19 protein-coding genes and 1 tRNA gene are annotated in these 25380 nt (G+C 73.9%); 19 read left to right on the top strand and 1 reads right to left on the bottom strand.

The features are described 5' to 3' along the window. The first annotated feature begins 323 nt into the window (after positions 1–323). The 12 genes from POL72_RS46645 to cyaY all read left to right on the top strand — a co-directional run bounded on the left by POL72_RS46645 (position 324) and on the right by cyaY (position 11385). A complete protein-coding gene (locus POL72_RS46645; protein ID WP_272103468.1) occupies positions 324–1103 on the top strand; it encodes a tetratricopeptide repeat protein in 780 nt (259 codons plus the stop codon). 154 nt (positions 1104–1257) lie between these two features. Then, a complete protein-coding gene (locus tag POL72_RS46640) occupies positions 1258–2481 on the top strand; it encodes a hypothetical protein (RefSeq protein ID WP_272103467.1) in 1224 nt (407 codons plus the stop codon). Then, on the top strand, positions 2478–3734 hold the full coding sequence (locus POL72_RS46635) for a hypothetical protein (RefSeq protein WP_272103465.1): 1257 nt from the start codon (positions 2478–2480) through the stop codon (positions 3732–3734). Before POL72_RS46640 ends, POL72_RS46635 begins: the two co-directional genes overlap by 4 nt. A gap of 11 nt (positions 3735–3745) precedes the next feature. Beyond that, positions 3746–4330: a hypothetical protein gene (locus POL72_RS46630; protein ID WP_272103463.1), complete on the top strand. Its 585-nt coding sequence runs from the start codon at positions 3746–3748 to the stop codon at positions 4328–4330. A gap of 120 nt (positions 4331–4450) precedes the next feature. Beyond that, positions 4451–5152, top strand: a complete 702-nt coding sequence (locus POL72_RS46625; protein WP_272103461.1) for a winged helix-turn-helix domain-containing protein — start codon at positions 4451–4453, stop codon at positions 5150–5152. 3 nt (positions 5153–5155) lie between these two features. Next, on the top strand, positions 5156–6532 hold the full coding sequence (locus POL72_RS46620; protein WP_272103459.1) for a histidine kinase dimerization/phospho-acceptor domain-containing protein: 1377 nt from the start codon (positions 5156–5158) through the stop codon (positions 6530–6532). 305 nt (positions 6533–6837) lie between these two features. Continuing rightward, entirely contained in the window at positions 6838–7578 is a 741-nt protein-coding gene (uppS, locus tag POL72_RS46615; RefSeq protein WP_272103457.1) for a polyprenyl diphosphate synthase, read from the top strand. 113 nt (positions 7579–7691) lie between these two features. Further along, positions 7692–7765: transfer RNA gene (locus tag POL72_RS46610), tRNA-Arg, on the top strand. A gap of 22 nt (positions 7766–7787) precedes the next feature. Next, a complete protein-coding gene (locus POL72_RS46605) occupies positions 7788–8111 on the top strand; it encodes a hypothetical protein (protein WP_272103456.1) in 324 nt (107 codons plus the stop codon). 99 nt (positions 8112–8210) lie between these two features. Next, the gene (gene phnA / locus POL72_RS46600; protein WP_272103454.1) at positions 8211–9506 is read left to right on the top strand and encodes a phosphonoacetate hydrolase; all 1296 of its coding nucleotides are present in this window, start codon (positions 8211–8213) and stop codon (positions 9504–9506) included. Between the two features lie 34 nt (positions 9507–9540). Further along, positions 9541–10989 (top strand): phosphonoacetaldehyde dehydrogenase, encoded by a 1449-nt coding sequence (gene phnY, locus POL72_RS46595; protein ID WP_272103452.1) that lies wholly within the window; start codon positions 9541–9543, stop codon positions 10987–10989. Between the two features lie 57 nt (positions 10990–11046). Continuing rightward, the gene (gene cyaY / locus POL72_RS46590; protein WP_272103450.1) at positions 11047–11385 is read left to right on the top strand and encodes an iron donor protein CyaY; all 339 of its coding nucleotides are present in this window, start codon (positions 11047–11049) and stop codon (positions 11383–11385) included. A gap of 27 nt (positions 11386–11412) precedes the next feature. Here the strand turns inward: cyaY and POL72_RS46585 are convergent, their stop codons facing one another. Then, positions 11413–13083 (bottom strand): hypothetical protein, encoded by a 1671-nt coding sequence (locus tag POL72_RS46585; RefSeq protein WP_272103449.1) that lies wholly within the window; start codon positions 13081–13083, stop codon positions 11413–11415. Positions 13084–13504: 421 nt separating this feature from the next. On the opposite strand from POL72_RS46585, the gene POL72_RS46580 reads away from it, so the two are divergent. The 7 genes from POL72_RS46580 (at position 13505) to POL72_RS46550 (ending at position 25282) form a co-directional block, all read left to right on the top strand. Then, positions 13505–15712 carry a pseudouridine synthase gene (locus POL72_RS46580; RefSeq protein WP_272103448.1) on the top strand — a complete coding sequence of 736 codons (2208 nt, stop codon included), beginning with the start codon at positions 13505–13507 and terminating at the stop codon, positions 15710–15712. Positions 15713–15823: 111 nt separating this feature from the next. Continuing rightward, complete coding sequence (locus POL72_RS46575; protein WP_272103446.1) at positions 15824–17311, top strand: HD domain-containing phosphohydrolase; 1488 nt, start codon at positions 15824–15826, stop codon at positions 17309–17311. Positions 17312–17313: 2 nt separating this feature from the next. Next, positions 17314–18162, top strand: coding sequence for a lipoyl(octanoyl) transferase LipB (lipB, locus tag POL72_RS46570; protein WP_272103444.1), 849 nt, complete (start codon positions 17314–17316; stop codon positions 18160–18162). 163 nt (positions 18163–18325) lie between these two features. Beyond that, on the top strand, positions 18326–20599 hold the full coding sequence (locus tag POL72_RS46565; RefSeq protein ID WP_272103442.1) for an amino acid adenylation domain-containing protein: 2274 nt from the start codon (positions 18326–18328) through the stop codon (positions 20597–20599). Positions 20600–20743: 144 nt separating this feature from the next. Beyond that, a complete protein-coding gene (locus POL72_RS46560) occupies positions 20744–21442 on the top strand; it encodes a hypothetical protein (protein ID WP_272103440.1) in 699 nt (232 codons plus the stop codon). A gap of 127 nt (positions 21443–21569) precedes the next feature. Then, positions 21570–22121 carry a hypothetical protein gene (locus POL72_RS46555; protein WP_272103438.1) on the top strand — a complete coding sequence of 184 codons (552 nt, stop codon included), beginning with the start codon at positions 21570–21572 and terminating at the stop codon, positions 22119–22121. Between the two features lie 161 nt (positions 22122–22282). Next, positions 22283–25282, top strand: coding sequence for a hypothetical protein (locus POL72_RS46550; RefSeq protein WP_272103436.1), 3000 nt, complete (start codon positions 22283–22285; stop codon positions 25280–25282). Positions 25283–25380 lie beyond the last annotated feature (98 nt).

Here is a 25380-nt window from a genome sequence, read left to right as displayed (position 1 = left end):
AGCAGAACCGGAAACCAAGCAAGCGCCGGGACCGTCCCTCGACGTTCCGCTCGGCCGCGTCGGCCGCGTCGGCCGCCCTCGCGCCGCGCAGGCGCGAGGGCGGCGCTCCTGGCCCCGTTCCCCTGCCCGCCGCTTCGCCCGGCGTTCGCCACGCCGGTCGCAAGGCCGAACGCATTGCCTCGAGGTCGGCAATGATTCCTTTTTCTCGCTGCCGGCGAAGCGGATCAGTATGCTGCGGCCACTTCTCGCGGAGGGCGGCTCGGATGCGTGTGTCTCGGACTTGGCTGGTCGGTCTCGGCGCGGGGATATTCCTCGCCGCGGGGTTGGCCTTAGCAGGAGATCCGGCCATCGAGTACCCCGAGTGCTACCGCACGGCGACCGCCGCCGACCTCGAAGGCGCCAAGGGGGCGCACAAGGCCGCCACGCAGTTCTACGAGCGCGCTGACTACGATCGCGCCATCCAGTACTGGAAGGACGCTTACCAGCTCGACTGCTCGGCGCACGGCGTGCTGATCAACATCGCCAACGCCTACGAGAAGAAGGGCGAGCGGGGCGAGGCGATCACGGCGCTGGAGACGTACCTGGCCCGCACGCCGGACGCGAGCGACGCGCAGACGATCCAGGACAAGATCCAGAACCTCAAGAACGCCCTCCGGCCGGCGCCGAGCGCCAGCGCGAGCGCGTCCGCGTCGGCGCCGCCGGTGCTCCCGACGGCCCCCACCGCCTCGGCGATCCCGGACCGCCCCAAGGAGGAGCCTCCGCCGCAGCCTCCCTACGGCTATACGCCGTGGGTCGCGACGGGCGCCGGCGTCGTCACGCTGCTGGTCGGCGGGATCCTGACCTCGAGCGGCTTCGCCGATATCGGCGCCGCCGAGGACCGTTGCCCGTCGCGCCAGGACTGCACGCAGGACACGGCCAAGCAGGGCAATCGGGGGCGCACGCACGCGACCGTCGGCGGCGTGCTCCTCGGGTTGGGCGCCGCCGGCGTCGCCGGTGGCCTCATCTGGGAGCTCGGGTTCAACCAGCCGTGGCCCAGCAAGATCCAGCTGACGCCGGTCGCTGGACCAGGCGCGGCCGGGCTCGGCATGGCCGGCCGCTTCTGAGGGCCTGCTCCCTGGCGAGCCGTCGCCTCCGGCTGGGCGCGACGGCGGCGTGACCGGGCGCATCGGCCGCACGCGACGGCGAGAAGGCTGAGGCTGGCGAGCGAGCGCCGCCCCGCGAGCGGGCGCTCACCGGCGCATCGTCTACTCTCCTGTCGTGCGTTTCAGCTCCTACGCCCGCTCGCCCCTGACTCGGCGCCGCCTGAACAGGATCGCGCTCCCCTGCGCGCTGCTCGCCGCGCTCACGGGTACGATGACGGCGGTGCTCGCCGATGGCGGTGCCCCTGCGCCCGCGATCTCGCGGGTCGGCCGTCTCCTCGTGCCCACGGCCGTCGCGGCGCCCGCCGCGCCCACTGCTCCCTCCTCTCCCCCCAGCGTTGCGATCCTCGCGACGCCTCCGGGGGCGTCCCGGACCACGCTCCACATCGCGCCGGTCGGCGGCGCCAAGGCCGGTCCCGCGCTCGCCACGCTCCGGCACCTGAGCGACGCCGTGGTCCGGGCCCGCGTCGTCCCGCGAACGCGGCTCGTGGTCGCGACCGCCGAGACGAGCCCGTCCCGCGACCGCTCGTTCAACGCGACCCTCTTCCGGATCCAGCCGGGCGCAGAGCCCGTCGCGCTCTGCGACGGCGTGGTCCACGCGAGCCGCCCGCTCGTCACCGCCGCGGGGCGCGTCTTCGTCTCGCGCGGCGTCGCCGGCCCGGAGCCGCAGCCCGACAACGACCCCGCGCAGCTCCGGGTCGACGCGCTCACCATCGACGAGGTCGACCTCGCCACCGGCGCGATCCGCGCCGTGCACCGATACACGGGCCACCTCGCCTTCCTCGCCGGCGAGTGGAAGGGCGAGCTCGTCCTCTACCGCGTCTCCCCGGCGTCGGCCGACATCGTCCTCGTGGACCCCGACTCCGGCGCGGCGCGGGTGATCGCCCCGTCGATCCCGCCGTTCGCTCGGGATTTCTCGATCGACGCCGCGGCGGGCGCGCTCGTGTTCCAGGAGCGGCACGAGACCGACCCCGGCACGTGGGTCATCGATCGGCTCGATCTCACCTATGGCAAGCGCACCCGGCTCGAGGCGAGCGCGAGCCACGGCCTCGCACCGTATGCCTGGCCGGGCGGAGGGCTCGCGTACACGCCCGAGCGCGCCACCGGCTTATTCGTCATCGGCGCGCGCGCCACGGTCCGCAGCCCGCTCGGCCCCGGCATCGACGCCATCCAGGCCGTCTCGCAGGACGCGGCGTGGGTGGCGGCGCTGCACACGAACCCGTCCGCGTTCGCCGTCCCCTTCGCGATCCGCGTGGAGAGCGGCGAGGTCGCCACGATCCCTGCGCCCCCCGGAGCGCGCATCGCCGTCGCCGGCTTCACCTCCGCGAAGGAGGAGCCGTGACGGGCCGCCTTCTCCTGATCCCCGCGGCGCTCTCCGCGGCCGCGCTGGTCGCGCCGGCCGCGCGCGCCGCGTACTGCCCCTGCTTCACGGCGTCGAGCGCGTACAACGATCGCGGCTGCGCGATCGAGGCCGTGCCCGGGATCAACCCCTCCGTCGCGGAGTGGAACGCCATCTTCGACCGCGTCTCGCGGGGCCCCGCGGGCTGGGGCGACGCCGGCCCGGCGGCCTTCAACCTCGGTCAGGGCTGCGATCTGCCCGAGGCGCGGCGCGACGTTCCCGCCACGTTCCCCTGCGAGCTGATCAAGGCGATCGCCATGCAGGAGTCGGGGTGGCAGCAGTTCTGCGCGCCGGACCGGCCCATGGACCAGGCGGGGGGGAGCTCGAGGACGATCATCTCCTTCGACTGCGGCTACGGCGCCTCGCAGATCACGAGCGGCATGCGGAGCGGCGACAGCCCGGATTTCGATCCGCGCCGCGTGGCCGCGGAGCCGACCTACAACGCGGCCACCGGCACCCAGATCCTGGCCATGAAGTGGAGGGCCACGCGCTGCATCGGCGACCGGCAACCCGCGTTCATCGAGCACTGGTACAGCGCCGTGTGGGCCTACAACGGGCTCGCGTACGTCAACAACCCGAACAACCCCAACTACGACGCGGGCCGCGGCGTCTACGACCCGGCGATCGGCGGCGCCGTTCCGTACCAGGAGCGGGTGTTCGGCTGGATGGAGCACACAGGGGGACGGTGGGAGAAGACCGAGGTCGCCTACCCTGACCTGGGCGAGATCGGCGGCACAGGCGCGCCGCCGGCGCTCGCCGATCCCCGCTGCGCATCGCCGACGGACTGCACGCGCAAGCGTCCCCTCCATCTTACGCGCTGCGCGGACGACGGCGGCGAGACGGGCGGCGGCGGCGGCACAGGCGGCGATGGCGGCGGCGGCGGTCGAGGCGGGAGCGGCGGTGAAGGCGGTGAAGGCGGCGGCACGGGCGGCCGCGGCGCAGACGGGAGCGGCGGCGACACCGGTGACGCCGGCGGCGCGCCCATCACGACCGCAGGGCACGGAGGCGCTGACGGCCCGCTGGGCGACGACGACGACGAGTCGACCTCGACGACGGTCGGCGTCTACGGCCGATGCTCCTGCGACGCGCCCGGGAACGGCGCGGCCGCTGGCGCGCTGTCCTGGCTCTCGCTCGGCGCCGGAGCGCTCGCGGTCGCGTGGCGCCGGAGGCTTCCGAGGCGACGCCGCGCGGACTAACCTCGCCATCCATGCCGCCTCCGCTGGGATCCGAGCACATCGCGGCGTGGGCTGCCCGGCGCCGCCTCGCCTTCACCGCGCACCCTGACGAGGCCTGGTTCCGCCGCTGGGAGCCCTACGACACGATCGCGCCCCCCTCCGCCTACCTGTCCGCGTGCACGTGGACGGCGAACCCCGGGCACGCGGTGATCGCCGAGCCCTGGTACGCCGAGGGCGAAAGCGAGCCCCTCGAGCGGACGCTGCTCGGCTTCGCGGCGCACCCGGCGCTCCAGCGCCGCGCCTCGATGCGCGTCGGCGAGCACTTTCTGACGCGCGTCGCCTTCATCGAGAGCGCTCCCCCGCCCCGGGTCACCCTCGACGATGCGCTCTGGGACGCCCACGTGACGACCTTCGCCGCCTCCCAGCGCGAGGCCGCAGGCGCGTTCCATCCGCGGCTGCGCAAGCTCCTCGCCCGCCACGGCTTCCAGGGCCACCTCGAGCTCCGCCCTGGCGGGCTCGTCGTTCACTGCGCCGGCCTGCGGCCCATCCCCGAGCACTACGAGCGGCTGCTCGGCGTCGTGCGCGAGCTCGTCAACGCGGCGATCCCGCACGCCTGAGCGCGCGCGAACGCGGCGATCGCGACGCCCGCGAGCGCCCGCAGGGGCGGGGCCGGCCCGGCCCGGCCCGCCGACCAGCCCTGTCGACGCGTCCGCCGCGCCGTTCTAGGCTCCCCGATCATGGCCAAGGTCCTGGTCGTCGAGGATGAGCCGGCCATCGCCGAGTCGATCGCCTACTTCCTGCGCCGCGACGGGTTCGCGGCCACCGTCGCCACCACGCTCGCGGCCGCGGAGCGGGAGATCGACAACGCCGACCTCATCATCCTCGATCTCATGCTCCCCGACGGCAGCGGCTTCGACCTGATCGGCCAGGCGCGGCGGAGCGCGGCGCGCGCCGCGATCATCGTCCTGTCGAGCCGCGACGGCGAGGCCGACCGCGTCGCCGCGCTCGAGACCGGCGCCGACGACTACGTCACCAAGCCGTTCTCACCGCGGGAGATCGTGGCGCGGGTGCGGGCCGTCCTGCGCCGGGCCGCGCGGCCCTCGCCGTCCGCCGCCGCGCCGGCGCCGCTGCCGCTCGTCGTCGACGAGGCCACGCGGCGCGCGTACGTGAGCGGCCAGAAGGTCGACCTCACCCGCGTCGAGTTCGATCTGCTCGCCTGCATGCTCGCCGCGCCGGGCAGGGTCTTCACGCGCGCGCAGCTCATCGATCGCGTCTGGGGCGACGGGTTCGCGATCACCGACCGGACCATCGACTCGCACGTGAAGGGGCTCCGGAAGAAGGTCGTCGAGGCCGGCGGCGACGCCGACCTCATCGAGACGGTGCGCGGCGTCGGCTACCGCGTCGCGGACAAGCCGGGCCCCGCGGAAGGCGGCGGTTGACGCATGCTGCGCCTCGTCGTCACCGCGGCGGCGGCGGTCTCGCTCATCCTGCTCGTCGCGCTGTTCGCCTCCCGCCTCGTCCGCGCCCGGACGGCGGGGATGAGCATCCGGATGCAGATCTTCATCGCGCTCGGCGGCATCGTCGGCGCGTTCGCGTTCGGGCTCGGGCTGCTCGTCATCGATCGCATCGAGGCGCGCGCGACGCTGCTCGCCGAGGGCAGCGCGCGCGACGAGGCGGCCGCGTTCGCCGCCGTGGCCGCGATGGAGATGGAGGTGCGCGGCGTCGATCTCGCGGCCGTGCGCGCGCTCGACGGCGAGGCCGAGGGCCCGACCGCCCAGAGCATCGCGCTGCTCGATCCCGAGGGCCGCGTGCTCCGGGCGCGCGGCGCCTCGCCGGGCGAGCCCGGGACCGTCTTCGTGACCGCGCCCATCGAGGTCGGCGGCCAGCGCGTCGGCAGCGTGCAGGTCGTGAAGCCGACGATCGTCGTGCAGCGGATGGTCGCCGACTTCGCCCCGCCGATCCTCGTGATCAGCACGGTGCTCGGCGCCGCGGCCGCGATCTCGTCGTTCCTGATCGGCCGCACCATCGCGACCCCGATCGAGGCGCTCACCGAGTTCGCGGTGCGCGTGAGCGAGGGCGAGGTGCGCGCGGCGACGCCGCCCGCCCAGGGCCGCGAGGTCCAGCGGCTGACGCGCGCCATCGACTCGATGCGGCGGCAGATCGAGGGCCGCCCCTTCGTCGAGACGTTCGCCGCGGATCTCTCGCACGAGCTCAAGAACCCCGTCGCCGCGATCCGCGCGAGCGCCGAGGTGCTCTCCGAGGGCGCGCTCGACGACCCCGAGGAGGCCGCCCGCTTCGTCGCGCGCATCCGCGAGGCGACCACGCGGATCGAGGCGCTCCTCGGGGAGCTCCTGTCGCTCGCGCGCCTCGAGGCGCGCGGCGTGGAGCAGGCCGCGGTGGTCGACCTGGTCGCGATCGCGGAGGCCGCCGCGGCGCGGGCGCGAGAGCGCGGCAGCCGCGTCGAGCTCGACGCGCCGAGCTCGGCGGCGGTGCGCGGCGACGAGCAGTGGCTGTCGCGCGCCCTCGACAACCTGCTCGACAACGCGCGCACACACGGCGACGCCGCGGCCCCCGTCCAGATCGCCGTGTCTCGCGTGGGCGGACAGGTCGCCATCTCGATCCGCAACCGCGGCGAGATCGGGCGACACGTCGCGGGCCGCCTCTTCCGCCGCTTCGTGACGACCCGCGCCGACCGGGGCGGCACCGGCCTCGGCCTCGCGATCGTGAAGGCGATCGCCGAGGCCCACAGCGGCTCGGCCGAGTGCACCCACCGCGGGCCGCCCGAGGTCGAGTTCAAGCTCTCGCTGCCGGGGGCCTGATCCTGTGAAAGGATGAGCTCTCTCGCCATGCTGCCCTCCCCGGCAACCCTTTTGGTTTCCGGGAGGTTTCCTCGGTTTGACAGCGCGCCGGATCGATGGTGCGAAGGCGCGCCGGTGGTCTTCGGGCGAGCGAGCGCGTGCGCGTGCGCGTGTCAAAGCGCTCGCGCTACTGTCAGAGTCGGCGGAGCGCCTTGAGCTCCCCTGCGTCATCCTCCACAGAACCTCCACAATCGCATCACCGTCGGCCCCCCTACCGCGCCCATGCTCGGCGCAGAGTCTTTCGTCGTCCCCACCCAGGAAAGCCCATGACGTCCAGCAATCTCCCCAAGCACGTCGCGATCATCCTCGATGGCAATGGCCGCTGGGCGGCGGCGCGGGGGCTGCCCCGCATGCAGGGGCACCGGCACGGGGCGCAGGCCGTGCGCCTCTCGGTGCGCGCCTGCCGCGATCGCGGCATCCCGTACCTCACGCTCTACGCGTTCAGCGTGGCGAACTGGTCGAGGCCCAAGGACGAGATCGACGCGCTGATGCGCATCTGCCAGGAGTTCGCCGAGGGGGAGCACGACGAGCTGATCCGTCGAGGGATCGCGGTGCAGGTGGTCGGCGATCTCGAGGACATCCCGACGCCGACGCGACGCGCGATGGAGAAGCTCGTGGAGGACACCGCCGGGGGCACCGAGATGACCCTGGCGCTCGCGCTGAGCTACGGCGGTCGCCGCGACATGGCGAACGCCATGCGCGCGCTCGCGGTCCGCGCGCGGGCCGGGCTGGTCATCCCGGAGGAGATCAACGAGAAGTCGCTCCGGAACTTCCTGACGACCAGCTCGATGCCGGATCCCGATCTCATCATCCGCACCGGCGGAGAGAAGCGGCTCAGCGACTTCCTGCTCTTCGAGGCCGCGTACGCGGAGCTGTTCTTCACCGACACGCTCTGGCCCGATTTCACCGAGGCGACGTTCGATGAGGCGGTCGCGACCTACAGCCGGCGACAGCGGCGTTACGGCCGGACCGGCGAGCAGGTCCGACGCCTCGATGCGTCGACCTGAGCGGACGTCGCGTGGGGGTTCCCCGCGCCCACCGGCGCTCGTAACGCTCGTAACGCTCGTAACGCTCGATTCCGCGTCCGCGATGCAGTACGAGAGATGCGCTTGTCGTCCAAGCGCCCGTAGCTCAGCTGGATAGAGCAGCGGCCTTCTAAGCCGCGGGTCGCAGGTTCGAATCCTGCCGGGCGTGCCGAACGTCCTCGGAGCGTCGCTTGACGCTCCTGCCCGGCGCGGACCACGATGTCCCCGACGCCATGGACAAGAGGGTCGTGCTCGTGCTGGGCGGTCTGGTGGTGGGAGCGGCCGTCGCGCTCGCGACGGGGCGAGTGCGCGCCCAGGTGCTTATGCCGAGCGTCCCCCCGCCGCGGTGGGAGCAGGACTGCGAGCAGACGCACGGCGTGGACGAAGCCCGCGCCATCGCCAAGGCGCGGGGCGAGGGCGGCTGGGAGCTCGTGGCGCTCGACGCAGGCGTGATGTGCTTCAAGCGGCCGGTCCCGGCGCCTCCGAAGCCGGCCGATCCCTGGCCGGGCTACTGACGCATCGCCGCCCCCTGCCCGCCGTTCGAGGCGGAGGAGCGCCCGTGGCGGCGCAGCGTCGGCCCTTCTCGGCCCGCGCGCTGCGTGTCAGCGTTCGGCATGATCGAACTCGGCGATCGGCGCTACGCGCTGCCCGCGCGCAAGACGGTGGTGTTCTGCGTCGACGGCTGCGGGCCGGAGTACCTCGACCAGGCGCTCGCGGACGGGCTGATGCCGCGGCTCGCGGGCACGCTCGCCGCCGGCGGCCTGTACGTGCGCGGCCGAGGCCAGGTCCCCAGCTTCACGAACCCGAACAACGTGTCCATCGTGACCGGCCAGCCGCCGTGCGTGCACGGCATCTCGGGCAACTACTACCTCGACGCCGCCACGGGGGAGGAGGTGCCGATGAACGATCCCCGGTTCCTGCGGGTGCCGACGCTCTTCGAGAAGATGGAGCAGGCGGGCGTCAGGACCCTCTGCGTCACGGCCAAGGACAAGCTCCGCGCGCTCCTCGGCGCGTGCCGCGAGGGGGGCCCTCGCCCGATCTCGCTGTCGGCGGAGAAGGCGCACGAGCAGGCCATCCCGGAGCACGGGATCGGCTCGATCACCGCCGCGGTCGGCCGCGAGAACCCGTCGATCTACGACTGGGACATCTCCCACTACGCCATGGAAATGGGCCTCGCGCTCCACGAGCGGCTCTCGGCCACGCTGCTCTACGTGTCGCTGACCGACTACGTGCAGCACAAGGAGCCGCCGCGCGGACCGATGTCCGATCGGTTCTACGCCCGCTTCGACGCCCTCTTCGGCGAGTACCTCGACGCCGGCTTCGTCTGCGGCATCACCGCGGATCACGGCATGAACGACAAGACCGCGGAGGACGGCTCGCCGAACGTGCGCTACCTGGACGACGCGCTGCGCGAGGCCGGCCTCTCGGGCTTCCGCGTGATCCTGCCGATCACCGACCCGTACGTCGTGCACCACGGCGCGCTCGGGTCCTACGCGACCGTGTACCTCGGCGCGCCGGACGACGGCGCGCGCGCCGCTCAGATCCTGGCGCTGATCCCGGGCCTGGAGCTCGTCCTGAGCCGGGAGGAGGCCGCGCAGCGCTTCGCGCTGCCGCCGGATCGGATCGGCGACCTCGTGATCCTCGGCGATCGGCACACGGTGCTCGGCAAGAGCGCGGCCTACCACGACCTCTCCGCCGTGCAGCGCGGGCTCAGGTCGCACGGCGGCCTGCACGAGGCGGAGGTGCCGATCCTCGCGAGCCACCCGCTCCGGCCCGGAGAGCGCGCGTGGCTCCTCGGCGCTGAAGCGGCCAAGGAGGACGAGGACGCCGCGCGCGGCCGGCCGAGCGCGCTGTCGAACGCGGACGTCTTCGATCTGGTGCTCAACCGACTCTCGACCGCCATGGCCTAGCGCCGACGATCGAGCGCCTGAAGGGGGGACAGGGATGGGCTCGATGCTCTCAATCGATCGACCAGCGTTCCATTTTCCGTGCCTGATCGGGGGAAGACCGGTGAGCCGGGACGAGCGCATCCTCGTGCGCTACCCGTTCACGGGCGAGGTGATCGGCAGCGTGCCGAGGCTCGACGAGGAGGCGGTGCTGGAGGCGCTCGCGAGCGCGTCCTCCGGCCCGCCGCGGCTCTCTCGCCACGAGCGCAGCGAGATCCTGCTCCGCGCCGCGGCGCACATCGAGGCGCAGGCGGGGGCGGTGGCGCGGCTCATCACGTGGGAGAGCGGGCTCTGCCTCAAGGACACGGCCTACGAGGTGCGTCGCGCGGTCGACGTGCTCCGCTTCTCCGCGTACGAGGCGCTCCGCGACGACGGCCAGTGCCTCGCGTTCGACATCTCGGCGAACGGCAAGCCCCGGCGGGGCTACACGCTGCGCGAGCCGCTCCGCCTGGTGACGGCGATCACCCCGTTCAACCACCCGCTCAACCAGGTCGCCCACAAGGTCGCGCCGAGCGTCGCGAGCGGCAGCTCCATGGTGCTCAAGCCGTCGGAGAAGACGCCCCTCTCCGCGATCTACCTCGCGTCCGTGCTCTACGAGTCGGGGCTGCCGCCCGGCATGCTCAGCGTCGTGACCGGCGATCCGGCCGAGATCGGGCGGGCGCTCGTGACCCACCCGGCGGTGGAGCTCGTGAGCTTCACCGGCGGGGTCGAGATCGGCAAGCGCATCGCCGGCCTGCTCGGCTACCGGCGCGCGGTGCTCGAGCTCGGCGGCAACGACCCGCTCATCGTGCTCGACGACGCGGATCTCGACGAGGCCGTGCGGCTCGCGGCGTACGGCTGCTACAAGAACTCGGGGCAGCGCTGCACGGCGGTGAAGCGGCTCATCGTGAGCGAGCGCGTCGCCGACGAGCTCGCCGGGCGCCTCGCCGCCGCGTCGGCGCAGATCAAGGTGGGCGATCCGCTCGATCCGGCGACCGACATGGGGACGGTGATCTCCGAGGCCGCGGCGCGGCAGCTCGAGGCGGCGGCCGAGGACACGCTCGCGCGGGGCGCCCGGCTGCTGTTCGGGAACGAGCGCCGCGGGGCCCTGTACGGCCCCACCGTCATGGATCACGTCCCGCGGGACGCCCCCTCCGTGCAGCGCGAGACGTTCGGCCCGCACGCGCCCATCCTGCGGGTGAGGGACATCGACGAGGCGATCGCGGTGGCGAACGGGACGAGCTACGGCCTCTCGGCCGGCGTCTGCACGAACGACATGGGGCGCGTCCACCGGCTCGTGCGGGAGCTCCGCTGCGGCACGGTGAACGTGCGCGAGGTGCCGGGGTACCGGTCCGAGCTGTCGCCGTTCGGAGGGATCAAGGACAGCGGCATCGGGATCAAGGAGGGCGTCGTCGAGGCGATGAAGGCGATGACCAACGTGAAGCTCTACACCGTCCCCTGGGAGTGAGGGGGTGCCGGCGCTTCCCCGTACCGCCTCGGCGCGCGCCGTTGTAAGCGGATCGGCATGAGCGGAGAGCCCCTATCGGAGCGAGAGTTCGACGACGTGGCCGATCGGTCGCTGCGCGCGCTGGATCGAGCGATCAACGAGATCCCCGACGGCGTCGAGGCCGACCTGCAGAGCGGCATCCTCACCCTGGAGTTCGAGGACGGCATCAAGTACGTCGTCAACAGCCACCGCGCGGCGCGGCAGGTCTGGATGGCCGCCGAGCGGGCCGCGTGGCACTTCGACTACCGGCCGTCCGAGGGCCGCTGGGTGGCCCAGAAGTCGGGCGACGAGCTCTGGAGCACGCTCGAGACCGTGCTGTCCCGGAAGCTCGGCCGCGCCGTGAAGCTCGCTCGCTGAGCCGCGCGGCCCGCGGGGCGACGCGCATCACAGGGCGAAGCGTATGCCGAGCCCTCCGAGCAGGCCCGTCACGGAGGCGCCGACCCGGAGGTCGAACGCGACGCGGTCCCACGGGCGGAGCGCGAGCCCGATCTCGGGCAGGACGAGCCACGGATAGACGAGCGGCCGCAGGCCTTGAGGCCGCCCCTTGGGGCGGGTGAACCAGCTCGGCTCGACATAGCCGGGGTAGTGTTCGGCGTCGTAATCGAGCTGGTTGCAGTACCGGAAGCTCCCGATCGGGTTGTTGGGCCCGCGGCATTTCACATAGCGGTACGGGTCCCCCGGCACGAAGGAGCCCGCGTCGCCGGGCACCGCGTCCCCGGGATAGGCCTGCGTCCGGTAGAGGTCGCCCATGAACGTCCAGCCCACGCCAAGGCCGGCGCCGACGCGGAAGGCGAACAGCTCGTCCCGATCGAGCGGGATGTTCCAGACCAGGCGGACGCCCGCCTGGAGCGCCTGGAGATCGCTCTCGACGATCTCGTAGTCGGTGTCCGGGTGTCCCTTCGGCTTGAACGGCGTCTCTTGCATCCGGAAGCGCGCGTAAGCGACCGAGAAGACGAGATCGAACCGCCGCCCGAGCCGCGTGGACAGCGAGATGTCTCCGCCCGGGACGAGGACGTCCCGCCCCCCTTCTCCGAGGAGCTCGAACATGAGCTGAGGGATGAAGAAGCCCTGGAAGCCTACGCCGAGCCACACGTCGCGCTGCCTGCGCGGGCTGGGCGGCGTGGGCTCGGGCATCTCGACGGCGGGCTTCGGCTTCTCCTCGGGGCCCGTCGCGACACGCGGCTTCTCCTCGCCCGGCTTCTCGGCGGCGCGAGGCGGCTTTTTCGTGGGCGGCTTCTCCGCGACCGGCTTCTCCGGCGGCTTCTTCGCGACCGGCTTCTCCGGCGGCTTCTTCCCCGGCGGCTTCTTCGCGACCGGCTTCTCCGGCGGCTTCTTCCCCGGCGGCTTCTTCGCGACCGGCTTCTCCGGCGGCTTCTTCCCCGGTGGCTTCTTCGCGACCGGCTTCTCCGGCGGCTTCTTCTCGACCGGCGTCTCCGCGACCGGCTTCTCCGGCGGCTTCTTCTCGACCGGCTTCTCCGGCGGCTTCTTCGCGCCGGGCTTCGGCTTGAGGCGCAGCTTGATCTCGCGCCGCTGCTTCTCTTTCAGCGTGATCTTCTGCGACGCCTCCTCGTGGCCCTCGGCCCTGGCGACGATCACCAGCACCTTGCCCGGATCGAACCGGTGCGGCGTCGACGGCTCGCTGATCACCTCACCGTCGACCTCGACCACGAGCCCCTCGTACGGCTCCGCCGGCGTGACGACGAGCGTCGGGATGCGCGCATCGAGCTGAGTTGCCTTCTTCTTGGCCGATGTGATGGCCGCGACATCCCGCGCGTTGTAGCCGGGCGCCTTCTTCTCGCTCGCGACCTTGTGATAGATCTCGCTGGCCTTCAGCAGCTCGCCCGTCTTGACGTAGCAGTCGGCGAGCGGAACCGCCGAGCTCGGGCGATGCCGCTGGCTCTCGGCGGACTCGAGCAGCGGGATCGCCCGCTTGCAGAAGCCGCCTCTGGCCGCGTTGATGCCCTGGTTCGCCTCCTTGTCGCCTGGTCCGGCGAACACCGGAGGGGCGAACAGCACAGCCAGGAGGCCGAAGAGAAAAGCGATCGGAAGACGCAAGAGGCGCTCAGTCTACCATCGCCCCCACGAGGCGCGCGGGGCGGACCGGGCGCTGCGATCACGGATGTCGCGAACGGCGCGGCCCGAGGTAAGGAGCAGCGCCAGGGATCGCCCACATTGGCCCCTGCGTCGCCTGGCGGCTGGCTCGACGGAGCGAGCGGGGCCTGGATCGCCCACCGTCCGGGCAGATACCGCGGCCCCGGCGAAAGCGCGGGGCCTCGTCAGGATCCGAAAGCGCTCCCCGGCGCGCCGAGCGCCGCAGACGAAAAGCTCGACGGTTTCCTCTTTACACCTTCGACGCTGGCCGAGAGCCCCTGTAAGCTCCCCCGGAATGGCTTCCGGCGCAGGTATCGAAGGACCGCACGGGCTGGGCGAGAGCACCAGCGCAGAGGGATCGGGCGGCGGTGTTTTGTCCGGGCCCGTGCGACGAACATTGAAGGCAGGCGAGATCCCGAACACGCTGATCGAGTGCACGCACTCGGTCGAGTGCGCGGGCTGTCCGCTCATCGCGGGTGATTACGCGGAGCAGCTCGGCACCAAGCGTGCGCGGGTCGTGTCCGCAGCCGCGCACTACCCATCGCTCGGGCTGGTCCAGACGAGCTCGGTCATCCCGGCCGATCCGATCACCGGCTACCGCGGTCGAGCGAAGCTCATCGTCGCCGCCTCCGGCGCGATCGGGCTGTACGGCCGCACGGGGCATCACGAGGTCGTCGACATCCCGGGCTGCCGGGTCCTCACCCCGGCCCTCGCCGCGGTCACCTCGCGGCTGCGCGAGCTGATCGCGTCGCCGCCGCCGGAGGTCCGGCCGCTGCTCCTCCCGTACGATCCAGCGAGGGGCGGCGTGCTCCGCGCCCTCGATCTGCGCGAGGTCCACCTCGCGCCCGGGACGCCGCTCTTCGCGGAGGTGGGAGCGACGGAGGACAACCCGGCGTTCGTGCTGGTCACGTTCGTCCTGCAGCGCGAGCGCGCGTGCACGCGCGACGAGCTGCGGGAGGCCGGCCGCGCCATCCGCCCGATGCTCCCGCGCGTCATCGGCGTCGCGGCGAACTTCCACGACGCGGAGGCGCCGCAGATCCTCGGGCCGGAGACGACCGTGCTCGACGGCACCGCGCACGCGGAGGACCGGATCGGGCAGACCTACCACATCGCCGCGTTCGGCTCGTTCGTGCAGGCGCACCGCGCGCAGGCCGCGCGCGTGCACGCCCTCCTGCTCCGCGAGATCGCGTCGCTCGAGAACGACGGGCCCGTCATCGAGGGAGAGGCCGCGCTCGGCCCCGCCTCCCGGCGCAAGGAGCCGCCGCGCATCCTCGATCTGTACGGGGGCTCGGGCGCGATCTCGCTCGCCCTGGCACAGGGCGGTAACCGCGTCCTGATGGTCGAGTCCTTCGCGCCCGCGGCGGCGAACGCTCGCGCCGCGGCCGAGGCCCAGGGCCTGAGCCAGCGCGTGGAGGTGCGCACCGGCGACGTCGCGGAGATCGTCGGCTCCCTCGTCAACAGCTCGGAGAAGTTCGACGGCATCGTGGTGAACCCGCCGCGCCGCGGCGTCTCCCCGACGGCGCGCGAGGCGATCGCGCGCCTCGGCGCGCCGCTGCTCGTCTACGTCTCGTGCGATCCCGACACGCTCGCGCGCGACCTCGATCACTTCTGCCGCCTCGGGTACTCGTCGACGGAGCTCACCCCGCTCGACATGATCCCGCTCACGGAGGAGATCGAGACGATCGCCGCGCTCCGCCGGACGCCCCCGCCCGCGCCGAAGGTCATCTACGACGACGACGGCGTGCTGGTCGTCGAGAAGGGCCCCCACGAGCCGGTGGCGACGCAGCCGGAGTACCTCGGCTCGCTGCTCGCCCGGTGCGCCCGCATCCCGGGCAGCACGACGACGCCCATCATCGTGCACCCGCTGGATCCGGGCACGAGCGGCCTGGTCATGCTCGCGCGGAGCGAGGAGGCGGCCGCGCGCTGGGGCGAGGCGCTCACGAAGACGGGGCGCCTCATCTACCTCGCCGCGGCCAAGGGCGTCACCCCGGGCAAGGGCGCGATCACCCGCGATCTCCGCGAAGGGACGCGCACGTACACGGCGCGCACGCGGTACCGCCGCCTCGCTGTCGCCTCGGGCCACTCGATCCTCCGCGTCATCCCGGACGGCGGGCGCACGCACCAGATCCGGCGGCACCTCGCCGCGATCGGGCACCCGATCCTCGGCGACGAGCGCTACGGCCACGTGCCCACGAACCGGTACTTCGAGGAGAAGCACGGGCTCGATCGCTCGTTCGTGCACCTCGTGCGCATCGAGATCGAGCACCCCCGCACCGGGGTGAAGATGATCATCGAGTCGACGCTGCCCGGGGATCTGCGCTCCGCGCTGGAGCGCTCGACGGGCCCCTCGGTCCTCCGCTTCCTCGAGCAGAAGCACGCCCTCGGCGAGCAGCGCGCCGTGCCCGTCCTGACGACCACGAGCGACGAGCCCGCGCCGAGCAGCAGGATGATCCCGCTGCGCCCCGAGGACGCGGAGTCCGCGCCTCCCCCCTCCATCCGCAGCCCCGGGCCCATCTCGATCCGCGTCCCGGATCTGGACGAGTCGCCCCGGACCATCCGGCACCCCATCATCTCGACCGGCGACGAGGACTGAGCGGCCCCCGCCGCCGCGCGGCCACCCCTGCGAGGCGGGTCGGCTCCTGTGCCCGACCCGCCCACCTTGGGGCGATGCGCTGCGAGCGGATCTGGTAGGCTTACCGGCCGCATGTCCACGTTTCCAGAAGACCGCCCTCGCATCCTCGTCGTGGACGACGAGAAGGTCATCCGCGACATGCTGGCCGACTTCCTCGGCATGGAGGGCTACTACGTCCGCACGGCGGAGGACGGCACCAGCGCGCTGAGCGAGCTCACGAAGGGCCACTACGACCTCGTGATCAGCGACCTCAAGATGCCTCGGATGGGCGGCATCGCGCTGCTGGACGAGATCGGCAAGACGGCGCCGAACGCGCTCACGGTCATCATGACGGGCTTCGGCACCGTCGAGACCGCGATCGACGCGATGAAGCGCGGCGCCTACGACTACGTGCTCAAGCCGTTCAAGCTGGACGAGGTGGTGCACGTCGTCCAGCGCGGGATCGAGAAGCAACGGATGGCCGCCGAGAACATCCGGCTGCGCGAGGCGGTGTCGCTCTACAAGGTGAGCGAGGCCATCGCGGCGAGCCTCTCGCTCGACCAGGTGCTGGAGACCGTCGCCGACAGCTGCCTCCACGAGGTGTGCGGCGACCTCATCTCGACCTGGCTCGACGACGGCGAGGGGGGCTTCTTCGAGCGCCAGCACCTCCGCGGCCCGTCCATCCCGGCGGGCACCGACCTCGGGCGGCTCGACCCGACGCTCGTGATCGAGCACTTTCGCCCCGACGCGCAGCTCCTGGAGCAGGGCATGAAGGGGCTCAGGTTCTTCGCGGCGGATCCGGCGCTCCCGCTCCAGTCGCTCGTCGCCGTGCCGCTCCGCATCCAGAAGCGGCTCATGGGCTTCCTCGCCGTCGCGTCGTTCACGCGGACGAGGCGCTTCGACGAGGGGCAGCGCAAGCTGCTCAGCATCATCGGCTCGCGCGCCGCGGCGGCGATCGAGAACGCGCGCCTCTACCAGGATCTCCAGGCGACGTTCCAGCAGACGATCGAGGGCCTCGCCAAGGCGATCGACAAGATGGACCGCTACACGTCGGGCCACTCGGATCGGGTCGCCGTCTACGCCGTGATGCTGGCGCAGCGGCTCGGCCTCGGCCCGCACGAGATCGAGATCGTCCGGCAGAGCGCGCTCATGCACGACATCGGCAAGATCGGGTGCGTGCTCAACCTGAACAAGCCGGGCAAGCTCACGAACGACGAGTACGAGGTGTTCAAGCGGCACCCCGCCTACGGGCGGGACATCCTCGACCCGATCAAGTTCCTGCACCCGCTCATCCCCGGCGTGCACCTGCACCACGAGCGCTGGGACGGGCGCGGCTACCCGCTCCGGATGCGGGGCAACGAGATCCCGATCATCGCGCGCATCATCTCCGTGGCCGACACGTACGACGCCATGACGAGCGACCGCTCGTACCGACGCGCGCTCCCCCACGAGGTCGCGGTGACCGAGATCGAGCGGTGCTCGGGCTCGCAGTTCGACCCCGAGGTCGCGGCCACCTTCACGACGCACATCGAGGCCTACCGCGACGAGCGGCGGGCGCGGGGCGACAAGGTCCCGGAGTAGCCATGCCGAACACCTCGCTCCGCGACCTCCTTCAGCCCGCGAAGGGCCCGACGACGACCACCGAGGCGCCCCGGCCGAGGCGAGCGCGCGCCGTGTGGATCGGCCGGCGCCGCTACGCCCCGATCCACGATCTGCAGAAGCAGCTCGTCGAGGCGCGGGCGCAGGGGCGGATGGGCGACACGATCCTGCTCCTCGAGCACGATCCCGTGATCACGCTCGGCCCGCGCGCGAACCCCGAGAACGTGCTCCTCGACGCCCGCGCGCTCGACGAGCGCGACATCGACCTCGTCGCGACGGGGCGCGGGGGCGACGTCACCTACCACGGCCCCGGCCAGCTCGTGTGCTACCCGCTGCTCGATCTCAGGCCGGACCGCTGCGACGTGCGCAGGTACGTGCGCTCGCTCGCGGAGGTGATGATCCTGCTCGCGCGCGAGCACCACGTCGAGGCCGGCGTCGTCGACGGCATGATCGGCGTCTGGGTCGATCGCGCCGCCCCAGAGGCGTGGGGCGGCGCCGAGTGGGCGCGCGAGATCGCGAAGCTCGGCGCGATCGGCGTGCGCCTGTCGCGGTGGCTCACGATGCACGGCTTCGCCTTCAACATCGCGGTGGACCTCAAGGCGTTCGAGCTGATCGTGCCCTGCGGCATCCGAGATCACGGCGTGACGTCGCTCCACCAGCTCACCGGGCGGAAGCTCACCGTCGCCGAGGTCGCCCTCGCCAGCGCGCCGCAGCTCGCCCGCGGGCTCGATCTCGAGGTCGCCTGCGTCGAGGATCTGTCGGCGGTCACGGATCTCGCGGGCGCGCTCCTCACCCCGGAGGTCGCCGCCGCCGAGGGCCGGAGCGCGCCCTAGCCGCGCGCGCCGGCTCGGCGCGCGTCGACATCGCACATCGCACATCGCACATCGCACGTCGCACGGCGCGCGCTCCGCGGGCGACGCCGGCTTCCGGGATGTGGAACACGCCGCGTCGCGGAGGCAGTGTCGCTCGGCCGTGGCGTGGGCTAAAAGCCGTCCCGTGTGCGCGCAGCCCACCCCACGGCCCCGCGAGCGCGACGGGAGCTCCCCCCTCCACCGCGACGCCTCGCCCGCGCGGCCGCCCTGGCGGCGGCCCCTCGCCCTGGCGCTCGCCGCGGCGGCCGTGGCCGTGCCCGCGCTCGCGCTCCTTGGCCCCGTGGCGGCGGTCCTCGTGGGCACGCGCACCGCCGCCGCGTGCCTCGCCTCGATCGAGGCGCCGCGCGGCCCGGCCCTGCCCGACTGCAGGCCCGAGATCCGCTGGTTCGCGCTGCCGTCGCGGCTGCCCTGGACCTACAGGACGGCGAGCGCGCTGGCCGAGGAGCTCGGCGTGCGCGCAGCGGTCGCCGACTACACCGACGCCGCGGTCGGCCGGCCGGATCCCGCGGCGCTCGCCGGCGCGACCGAGGCGGTGGCGACGGCCCAGGCCATGGTCGCCGCCGGGACAGGGCGCATCACCTTCGATGAGCTCGGGCCCGCCTGCGGCGCGCCGAGCCTCGGCCGCGAGGCGGCGAGGCTCGGTGATCGCCGCGCGCTCCTCTCGCAGCCGGACCGCTGGACCGACTGGCACGTGCGGGTGCACACCCTCCGCGCGGCGCTCACCGAGGGCGACCTGCAGCGCGCGCTCGCGATCGCCAGGGGGTACGCGGCGATGGAGCCCCGCGACGAGGATCTGCGCACGACCACCGGCGCGATCCTCTGCCTCGGCGCAAGCGCCGAGGCGAAGCGCGGCGTCGAACTCCTGACCCTCAACCAGGACGACCGGGCGTCGAGGCGCTACGCCGGCATGGCGCGCAACTGGGGCGAGGTCCGCGCCGTCCTCGTCGCCTGCGCCGCCCGCGCCGGCGTGGAGCCTCCGCCGATGCCAGAAGACCCGGAGGCCGGCGTCGCCGACGCCGTGGAGGTGCGGCTCGCGCAGCGCGCCCGCCTCGCCGCCGCCCGGAAGGACGCCGCCGAGGCGACGCGGCGCGCGACGCGCGCGATCCGCGACCTGCTCGGCGCCTCGGCCGCGCTCGATCCCGAGGTCCGCGGCGATCTGCTCGCCGTCGTGCTGGCGGAGGACGAGACGCTCGACGCGGCCGAAGCCGCCGCGCTCGCGCGGCCGGAACCGGAAGATGATGGCGACGAATCCGCGGCCGGAGAGGCAGGCGCCCCGCGCGCCCCGGCGCGCGCGGAGCCCCGCGCGCCGACGGCGCTGCCTGCGGGCTCTCTGCGCGCGCTCGACTGGCTCCCGGAGCGCGGGCTCGCGAGGCCCGTGATCGCCGGGTCGTTGCGCGCGCGCGCCGCCGCGCGCGCCGCCGAGCTGGCCGCCGCCCCCCAGCTCTCGCCGTCCCAGGCCGACGCGCTGCGCGCCGCCGCCGGAGCGCTCGCGCTGCGCGCCGCCCGCGAGCTCGCGCTCGAAGGCGACGCGCCCCGGGCGGTCGACGTGCTGGATCGCCTTGGCCCGCTCGCCCCGGAGCTCGCGCCGGAGGCGGCCCGCGCGCTCGCGCGATCGAGCGCGTGGGCCCTCGTCGGCGAGCGCGATCGCGCGCTCGATCTCGTCGAGCGCGTCGACCTCTCCGCCGCGCCGCCGGCGCTCCGCGCGGCCGTGCTCCTGCAGCGCGCCGAGCTCCTCGCCTCGCGCGGGCGCCGGCGCGACGCCGCGCGCGCGGCCGTGCTCGCCGACGAGGAGGTCGCCGCCGCGCGCGGCGTCGCGCCGGCGCCCGCCGGCGAAGCGCCGCCTTCCCGCGCGGAGCTCGCCGTCCTCGACGCGCGATCGCGGTGGACCCGGCTCTCCCTCGCCCTCCCTCCGGGCGACGCGGCGCTCCGCCAGGGCAGCCCGCCCGCCCAGCTGCCCGCGGACCACGCCGCCGCCTGGCCGTGGGTCGGCTTCGCGAGCCTCGACGCGCCCTGGGCGCGCGACGGCCAGCCGGCGCTCTCGCGCGCGCTCGCCGCCTGGAGCGCCGCGCGCGACGCGCCGCCGCCCACGCGCCGCGCGCTCCGCTACGCCGCCCTCCGCCGGCGCGGCGACGCGCCGCCCGCGCTCGTCCCGTACGCCGCGCTGTCGGCCCAGCTGCTCGGCGACGGCGAGGGCGATCCCGAGGTGTGGCTCGACGCCTTCCTCGCGCTCGACGCCTCGCGCTTCTCGCTCCGGCACCACGCCTTCGCCCGCGCCGAGGCGGCGCGATGGCGCGGAGACGAAGGCAGCGCGGCCGCATGGCAACGCCGGTACGACGCCCTGCGCGCCCTGGCCTCCGACCCGTCCCGCGCCGAGATCGCGCGCTATCTCGGCATCTGACGCTGACGGACGCCGACCGACGCCGACCTGCGCGACGTGAGCGTGAAAAACCTGGAGATCCCGCGGCCGCACACCTGGCGGCGGAGGGCCTTCATTCCTACGCTACAGCCTGGCTCGCGAAGATCTGCTCGCGGGGGAGTCCTCATGTGTCCTCATTGCGGAAAGAACGCGCCCGTCATCCACCGCGGGCTCGCCGCGTACTGCACCGCGTGCGGTCGGGAGCGCCTACCGTTCGCGGGGAAATCGGTCAGCCTGGCGGGGCAGCCGTCCAGGGTGGGCGGCGCCGTCGCCGGCGTGCTCGGCTGGCTGGTCCTCATCGGCGGGACCGCGCTGGCGCTCCTCCTCGGGCTGGGCGCGGCCGCGCTGTTTCCGGGGTCGATCGCCGGCCTCGCGATCGGCCTGCCGATCGGGTTCCTCGCCCTCACCCTCGGCCTGCTCCTCCTGCTGGGCGGGCGGAAGCTCTCGCGCTCCGGGGCGAAGGCCTCGCGCGACGCCCAGGTGCAGGCGATCTTCTCGCTCGCGTCGCACCGCCGGCGCCCGCTCACGGCGCAGGAGGTCGGCGTCGCGCTCGACCTGCCGGCCCCGGAGGCGGACGCCCTGCTCACCGAGCTCGCCAAGGAGCGGCCCGGCGACGTCGGCGTCGAGATCGGCGAGCGCGGCGAGATCCTCTACACCTTCCCCGGGATCTCGGGGGCGGCCGCCGTCCGCTTCCCCCAGCCGTCGCTCCGCATCGATCCGAGCGAGGGCGCGGCCGACCCCGCGGCGCGCATCTACGCCGACGAGCTCGAGGACGAGGATGCAGGAGCGTCGCGGGCCCCCCGTCGCCGCGAGCAGCTCCGCTGAACATGTCCTGCGGCGCGCGTGCTAGCCTCGGCCGCGCGCGCCCATCGAGCGCCCGGCGCGCGCCGTCGTCGCCCTCGATCCCATGGTTCGTCGCGGGGACGCTCCGGGCTGCTCATCGCAACCGACCATGAGATGCTCCCCTGTCGCCCTGCTGACCTCCGCCGCGATCGCGCTCCTCGCGCTCCTGGCCCCCTCGCGGGCCGACGCCTTTGAACGGCAATGGCACGCCGGCGCCAGCGTCGGGTACGCGCTCCTCGCCGACGGCGGGACGTACCCGGGGATCGGCGGCAGCCTGCACCTCGCCTACGGGCTCACGGACGCCTTCAACGCGGTCGCCGAGGTCAACACCGCGTCCCATCCGGGGGGCGATCTCATGCTCCTCGGCGCATCGGCCGGCGCCACGTACGTCATCGATATCCTGCAGTGGGTCCCCTACGTCGGCCTCATGACCGGCGCATACGACAGTGTGCGCCTCGCGCCCTGCGGCTCGTCTGGCCAGCCGGGCTGCCACCGGGGGCAGTTCGGGGTCTCCATCCCGTTCGGCATCGACTACGCGTTCAACCGCGAGTTCGCCGCCGGCTTCGCCGGCAAGTACACGCTGCTCCTCCCTGGCGCGGGCGACGGTCCGGGGAGCTATTTCACGGCGTTCGCCCGCGCGGAGTTCCTCTGGGGATACTAGAGCGGGGGGCAGATTCGTGGGATACGGGCTCAGCCGCCAGGCAGGCGAGTGGGGCGCGCGAAAGTACGCCGCAGCGAGCCGAACGGGGCGGATGAGCCCGTAGCGCACGACGATGCGCCCCGCTCTGGGCCGTGCGCGCCTGGAGAGAAGAGGAGCGGACCGTGGAACAGCTCTGGCAGCGCATTTCCGAGGGCCGGCACACGGCCTTGCTGAACATCGTCCCCGGGGATCCGCCGGCGCGGCTCGGCCTGCGGATCGTGCGCGTGCGCTGCGACGTCCCCGAGATGACGCTCGGGCCGCTGCGCGACGCGCGGACCCAGATCGAGCGCCTCGCCGGCGGGGCGCAGCCGACGGTCGAGCAGGCGCGCAGCCGCGCCGCCGCGGGGCTCCGGCGCCGCCTCCTCGGCGACGTGCACGAGCTGATGGTGGACGCCGAGTTCATCGAGACCGCCAACCGCCTCACGCAGCAGGCCGATCGCGCGTGGGCGATCGTGTTCGACGCGGTCGAGCACGCCGATCCTGCCACGCTCGACGTGCTGCGCCGGGTGGTGTCCCGCCCCGACGCGCTCCGCGTCGCGCTCGTCCTCTCCTTCCGCCTGCACGCGCCGACCGGCCCCGCCGGCGGCCTGGTCGACGCGGTGCGCGCCGCCTGCGGGGCCGACGCGATCCTCCGGCCGGCCGACGGCGCGACCACGCTGACCAGCGCGACCACGCCCCCCCCGCCGCCGCCGCAGGTCGCGGTGCGCGAGCTGCCTGGCGAGGTGCTCCGGGTGCTCCGGGCCGGCGCGATCGTCGGCTCGGGGTTCGAGAGCGAGCTCGTCGCCGCGCTCCTCCGTGTCGACGCGCTCGACGTGCTCGAGGCGCTGCAGCGCGCCGCGGACGCGGGCGTTCCGGTCGAGGACCGCGGCGACGGGCGCTTCCATCTCCCGCAGGAGACCGTCGAGGCGCTCCGCGGCTCGATCCTCCCGTCGCTCGCCCGCGTGTGGCACCGGCGGCTCGCGACGCTGCTCAGCGAGGAGCGGACCGAGCTGGACGCCCCGGCCGCGCGCGAGCCGCGCGCTGCGTCGAGCGCCGTCGCGGCCGATCACCAGGCGAGCCACGCCGCGGCGGCGCAAGCCCACGCCGCGCCGCCGACCCAGAGCGCGGCCATCCTCGCGTCGGCCGTCGAGCGGCACGTCATCGGCGGAGCGAACCTTGGCGTGCCTCGCGGCGACGACCCGACCACGAGGGCCGCCGCCGCGCAGACGAAGGCCGGGGCGCCGCCGCTCTCGACCGCGCCGCCGTCCGCGTCGTTACCCGCCATGGCGACGCCGCGCACGATGACCGCCGCGCCCCCGCCGGCAGGCCCGTCGCCGGCGCCGGCATCACCGGCGGCCGCTTTGCCCGGCGCGCCCATCGCGGGCGGGCCGACCCCCGAGGCCGGCGGCGCGGCGACCGCCGACGAGCGGGAGAAGACTGCAGACGCCACGCTCTCGGGGGCGCGCGGCGGGGTGCCGCGGGCGGCCGAGACGCTGAGGCCGCCGCCAGCCATGGCCTACATGGGCGGTGGATCCACGAGCAACTCGCGCCGCGCGCCGCCGCGCGTCACCCAGGACGGGCCCGCGCCGATGGCCCCCGCCGGGCCCGGCAATCCCGCGTGGCCCTACGCCGATCTGTTCCACCGCGGCCCCGAGAGCCGCCGCGTCTCGGAGCCGCCCGAGTCCATCCTGTTCGACGCCCCGCCCGACTCGCTCGACGCGCCCATCCCGGGGCCGATGCGGGTGCCCCGCGATCTCGCGTCCATCGGCGGCGCCTTCCTGGACGAGCCGAGCCGCTCGGCCCGCGGGGCCTCGCTGCGCGTCCCGGCCGCGCTGTCCGAGCGAGCGTCTTCTGGATCCCGCCACTCCTTCTCCTGGCCGGCGCCGGCCGACTCCGTCGCCGGGCGCGCGGCCGAGTCCCTGCGCGCCGCGGCGCCGCTCGGCGTGTCCATGTACCCGGCGCCCGATCGCGCCGAGGCAGCGGGCGCCGCGAGCGCGGCGGCGCACGGCGCCGGGCGCCACCTCCACGACGTGCGCGCGGCGGCGCACCTGACCGAGGCGGGTGAGCACGAGGAAGCGGCGCAGCGCTACTGCGCGGCCGCGGTCGAGGCAGCGGCCATGGGAGCGTACGCCCAGGCGCTGAGCTACGCGCGGAAGGCGCTCTCGCTGCTCGACGGCATGCCGGCCACGCCCGCGCGCCGCCGGCTCCGCATCGGCGCGCTCTCGGGCATCGCCCGGGCGCAGTGGCAAGCCGCCGGCCCGGACCCCGCCAGCACGCTCTCGGGCGCGCTCGAGGTGCTCGACGCCGCGCGCGCGCTCCTCGCGCAGGGCGACCCGCCGGAGCTGCACGCCGAGGTCGCCGCGCTCATCGCGGGCGTCTGTTACGACATGGGCGACGCGCGATCGCTGGAGCGCGCGCTGGAGGAGCTCGCGATCGCGAGCCGCCTGCTGCTCGACGCCGGGGACGCGCTCGGCGCGGCCCGGCTGCTCAACGATCAGGCGGCGGTCCACGTGCGCATGGGCGATCCCGTCCGCGCGACGCACCTCCTGATCGAGTCGCGCCGGACCTTCGAGGAGCGGGCCCGGGTCGATCCATCGGCGCGCGTCGAGCTCGCCGAGACCGACCACCTCTTCGCGCGGATCCCGCTCCACGTCCCCGCCCGCCCCGGGCGCGAGTCCGACGCGCTGTCGATGGGCCTCGACCACGCGCTCGCCGCGGAGCGCGCCTACAAGCAGCTCGGCGACACCCGGGAGCTCGCCCGGGTGTGGGAGACGATCGGCCGGCTGGAGCTCCGCAACGGCCGCCTCGACCGCGCCACGCAGCGCCTGACCGCGGCGATCGAGGCCGAGGAGGCGCACGGCGACCTCCTCGGCCTGGCCCGCTCGACGGCCGCGCTCGCGGAGGTGCTCTCGGCGAAGGGGCTGCACCGGGAGGCGCTGGCGGTGCTGGCCGAGTCGATGGTGATGAACCTCGAGAAGGGCTCGCCGCTCGGGCTCGCGTACAACCGCCGCGCCCTGAACGCGCTCGTCCCGAATATCTCGCTCCAGGGCGAGGAAGCCGAGGAGCTGAGGAAGCTCGCGGCGCAGCTGGCGGCGGCGGAGGCGGCCCTCGGCCGCGCGAAGCTCCCCGGCGAGCCCGACTGAGGCGGGCCCGCGCCGGCGCCCTCGCCCGCGCCGCGCGGCCTTTGACCCTGTTCGCGCCGCACCGCCTTTGACCCTGTTCGCGCCGCGCGGCCTTTGAC

Source organism: Sorangium aterium, from assembly GCF_028368935.1.
Taxonomy (GTDB): Bacteria; Myxococcota_A; Polyangia; order Polyangiales; family Polyangiaceae; genus Sorangium; species Sorangium atrum.
This window is presented reverse-complemented; position numbering and strand designations above follow the sequence as displayed.

Coding starts and splice junctions, on each gene's coding strand:
- POL72_RS46555 (WP_272103438.1), top strand. CDS start 21,570: ATGAGATGCTCCCCTGTCGCCCTGCTGACCTCCGCCGCGATCGCGCTC.
- POL72_RS46630 (WP_272103463.1), top strand. CDS start 3,746: ATGCCGCCTCCGCTGGGATCCGAGCACATCGCGGCGTGGGCTGCCCGG.
- lipB (WP_272103444.1), top strand. CDS start 17,314: ATGCCGAACACCTCGCTCCGCGACCTCCTTCAGCCCGCGAAGGGCCCG.
- POL72_RS46575 (WP_272103446.1), top strand. CDS start 15,824: ATGTCCACGTTTCCAGAAGACCGCCCTCGCATCCTCGTCGTGGACGAC.
- POL72_RS46560 (WP_272103440.1), top strand. CDS start 20,744: ATGTGTCCTCATTGCGGAAAGAACGCGCCCGTCATCCACCGCGGGCTC.
- POL72_RS46625 (WP_272103461.1), top strand. CDS start 4,451: ATGGCCAAGGTCCTGGTCGTCGAGGATGAGCCGGCCATCGCCGAGTCG.
- uppS (WP_272103457.1), top strand. CDS start 6,838: ATGACGTCCAGCAATCTCCCCAAGCACGTCGCGATCATCCTCGATGGC.
- phnY (WP_272103452.1), top strand. CDS start 9,541: ATGGGCTCGATGCTCTCAATCGATCGACCAGCGTTCCATTTTCCGTGC.
- POL72_RS46620 (WP_272103459.1), top strand. CDS start 5,156: ATGCTGCGCCTCGTCGTCACCGCGGCGGCGGCGGTCTCGCTCATCCTG.
- cyaY (WP_272103450.1), top strand. CDS start 11,047: ATGAGCGGAGAGCCCCTATCGGAGCGAGAGTTCGACGACGTGGCCGAT.
- phnA (WP_272103454.1), top strand. CDS start 8,211: ATGATCGAACTCGGCGATCGGCGCTACGCGCTGCCCGCGCGCAAGACG.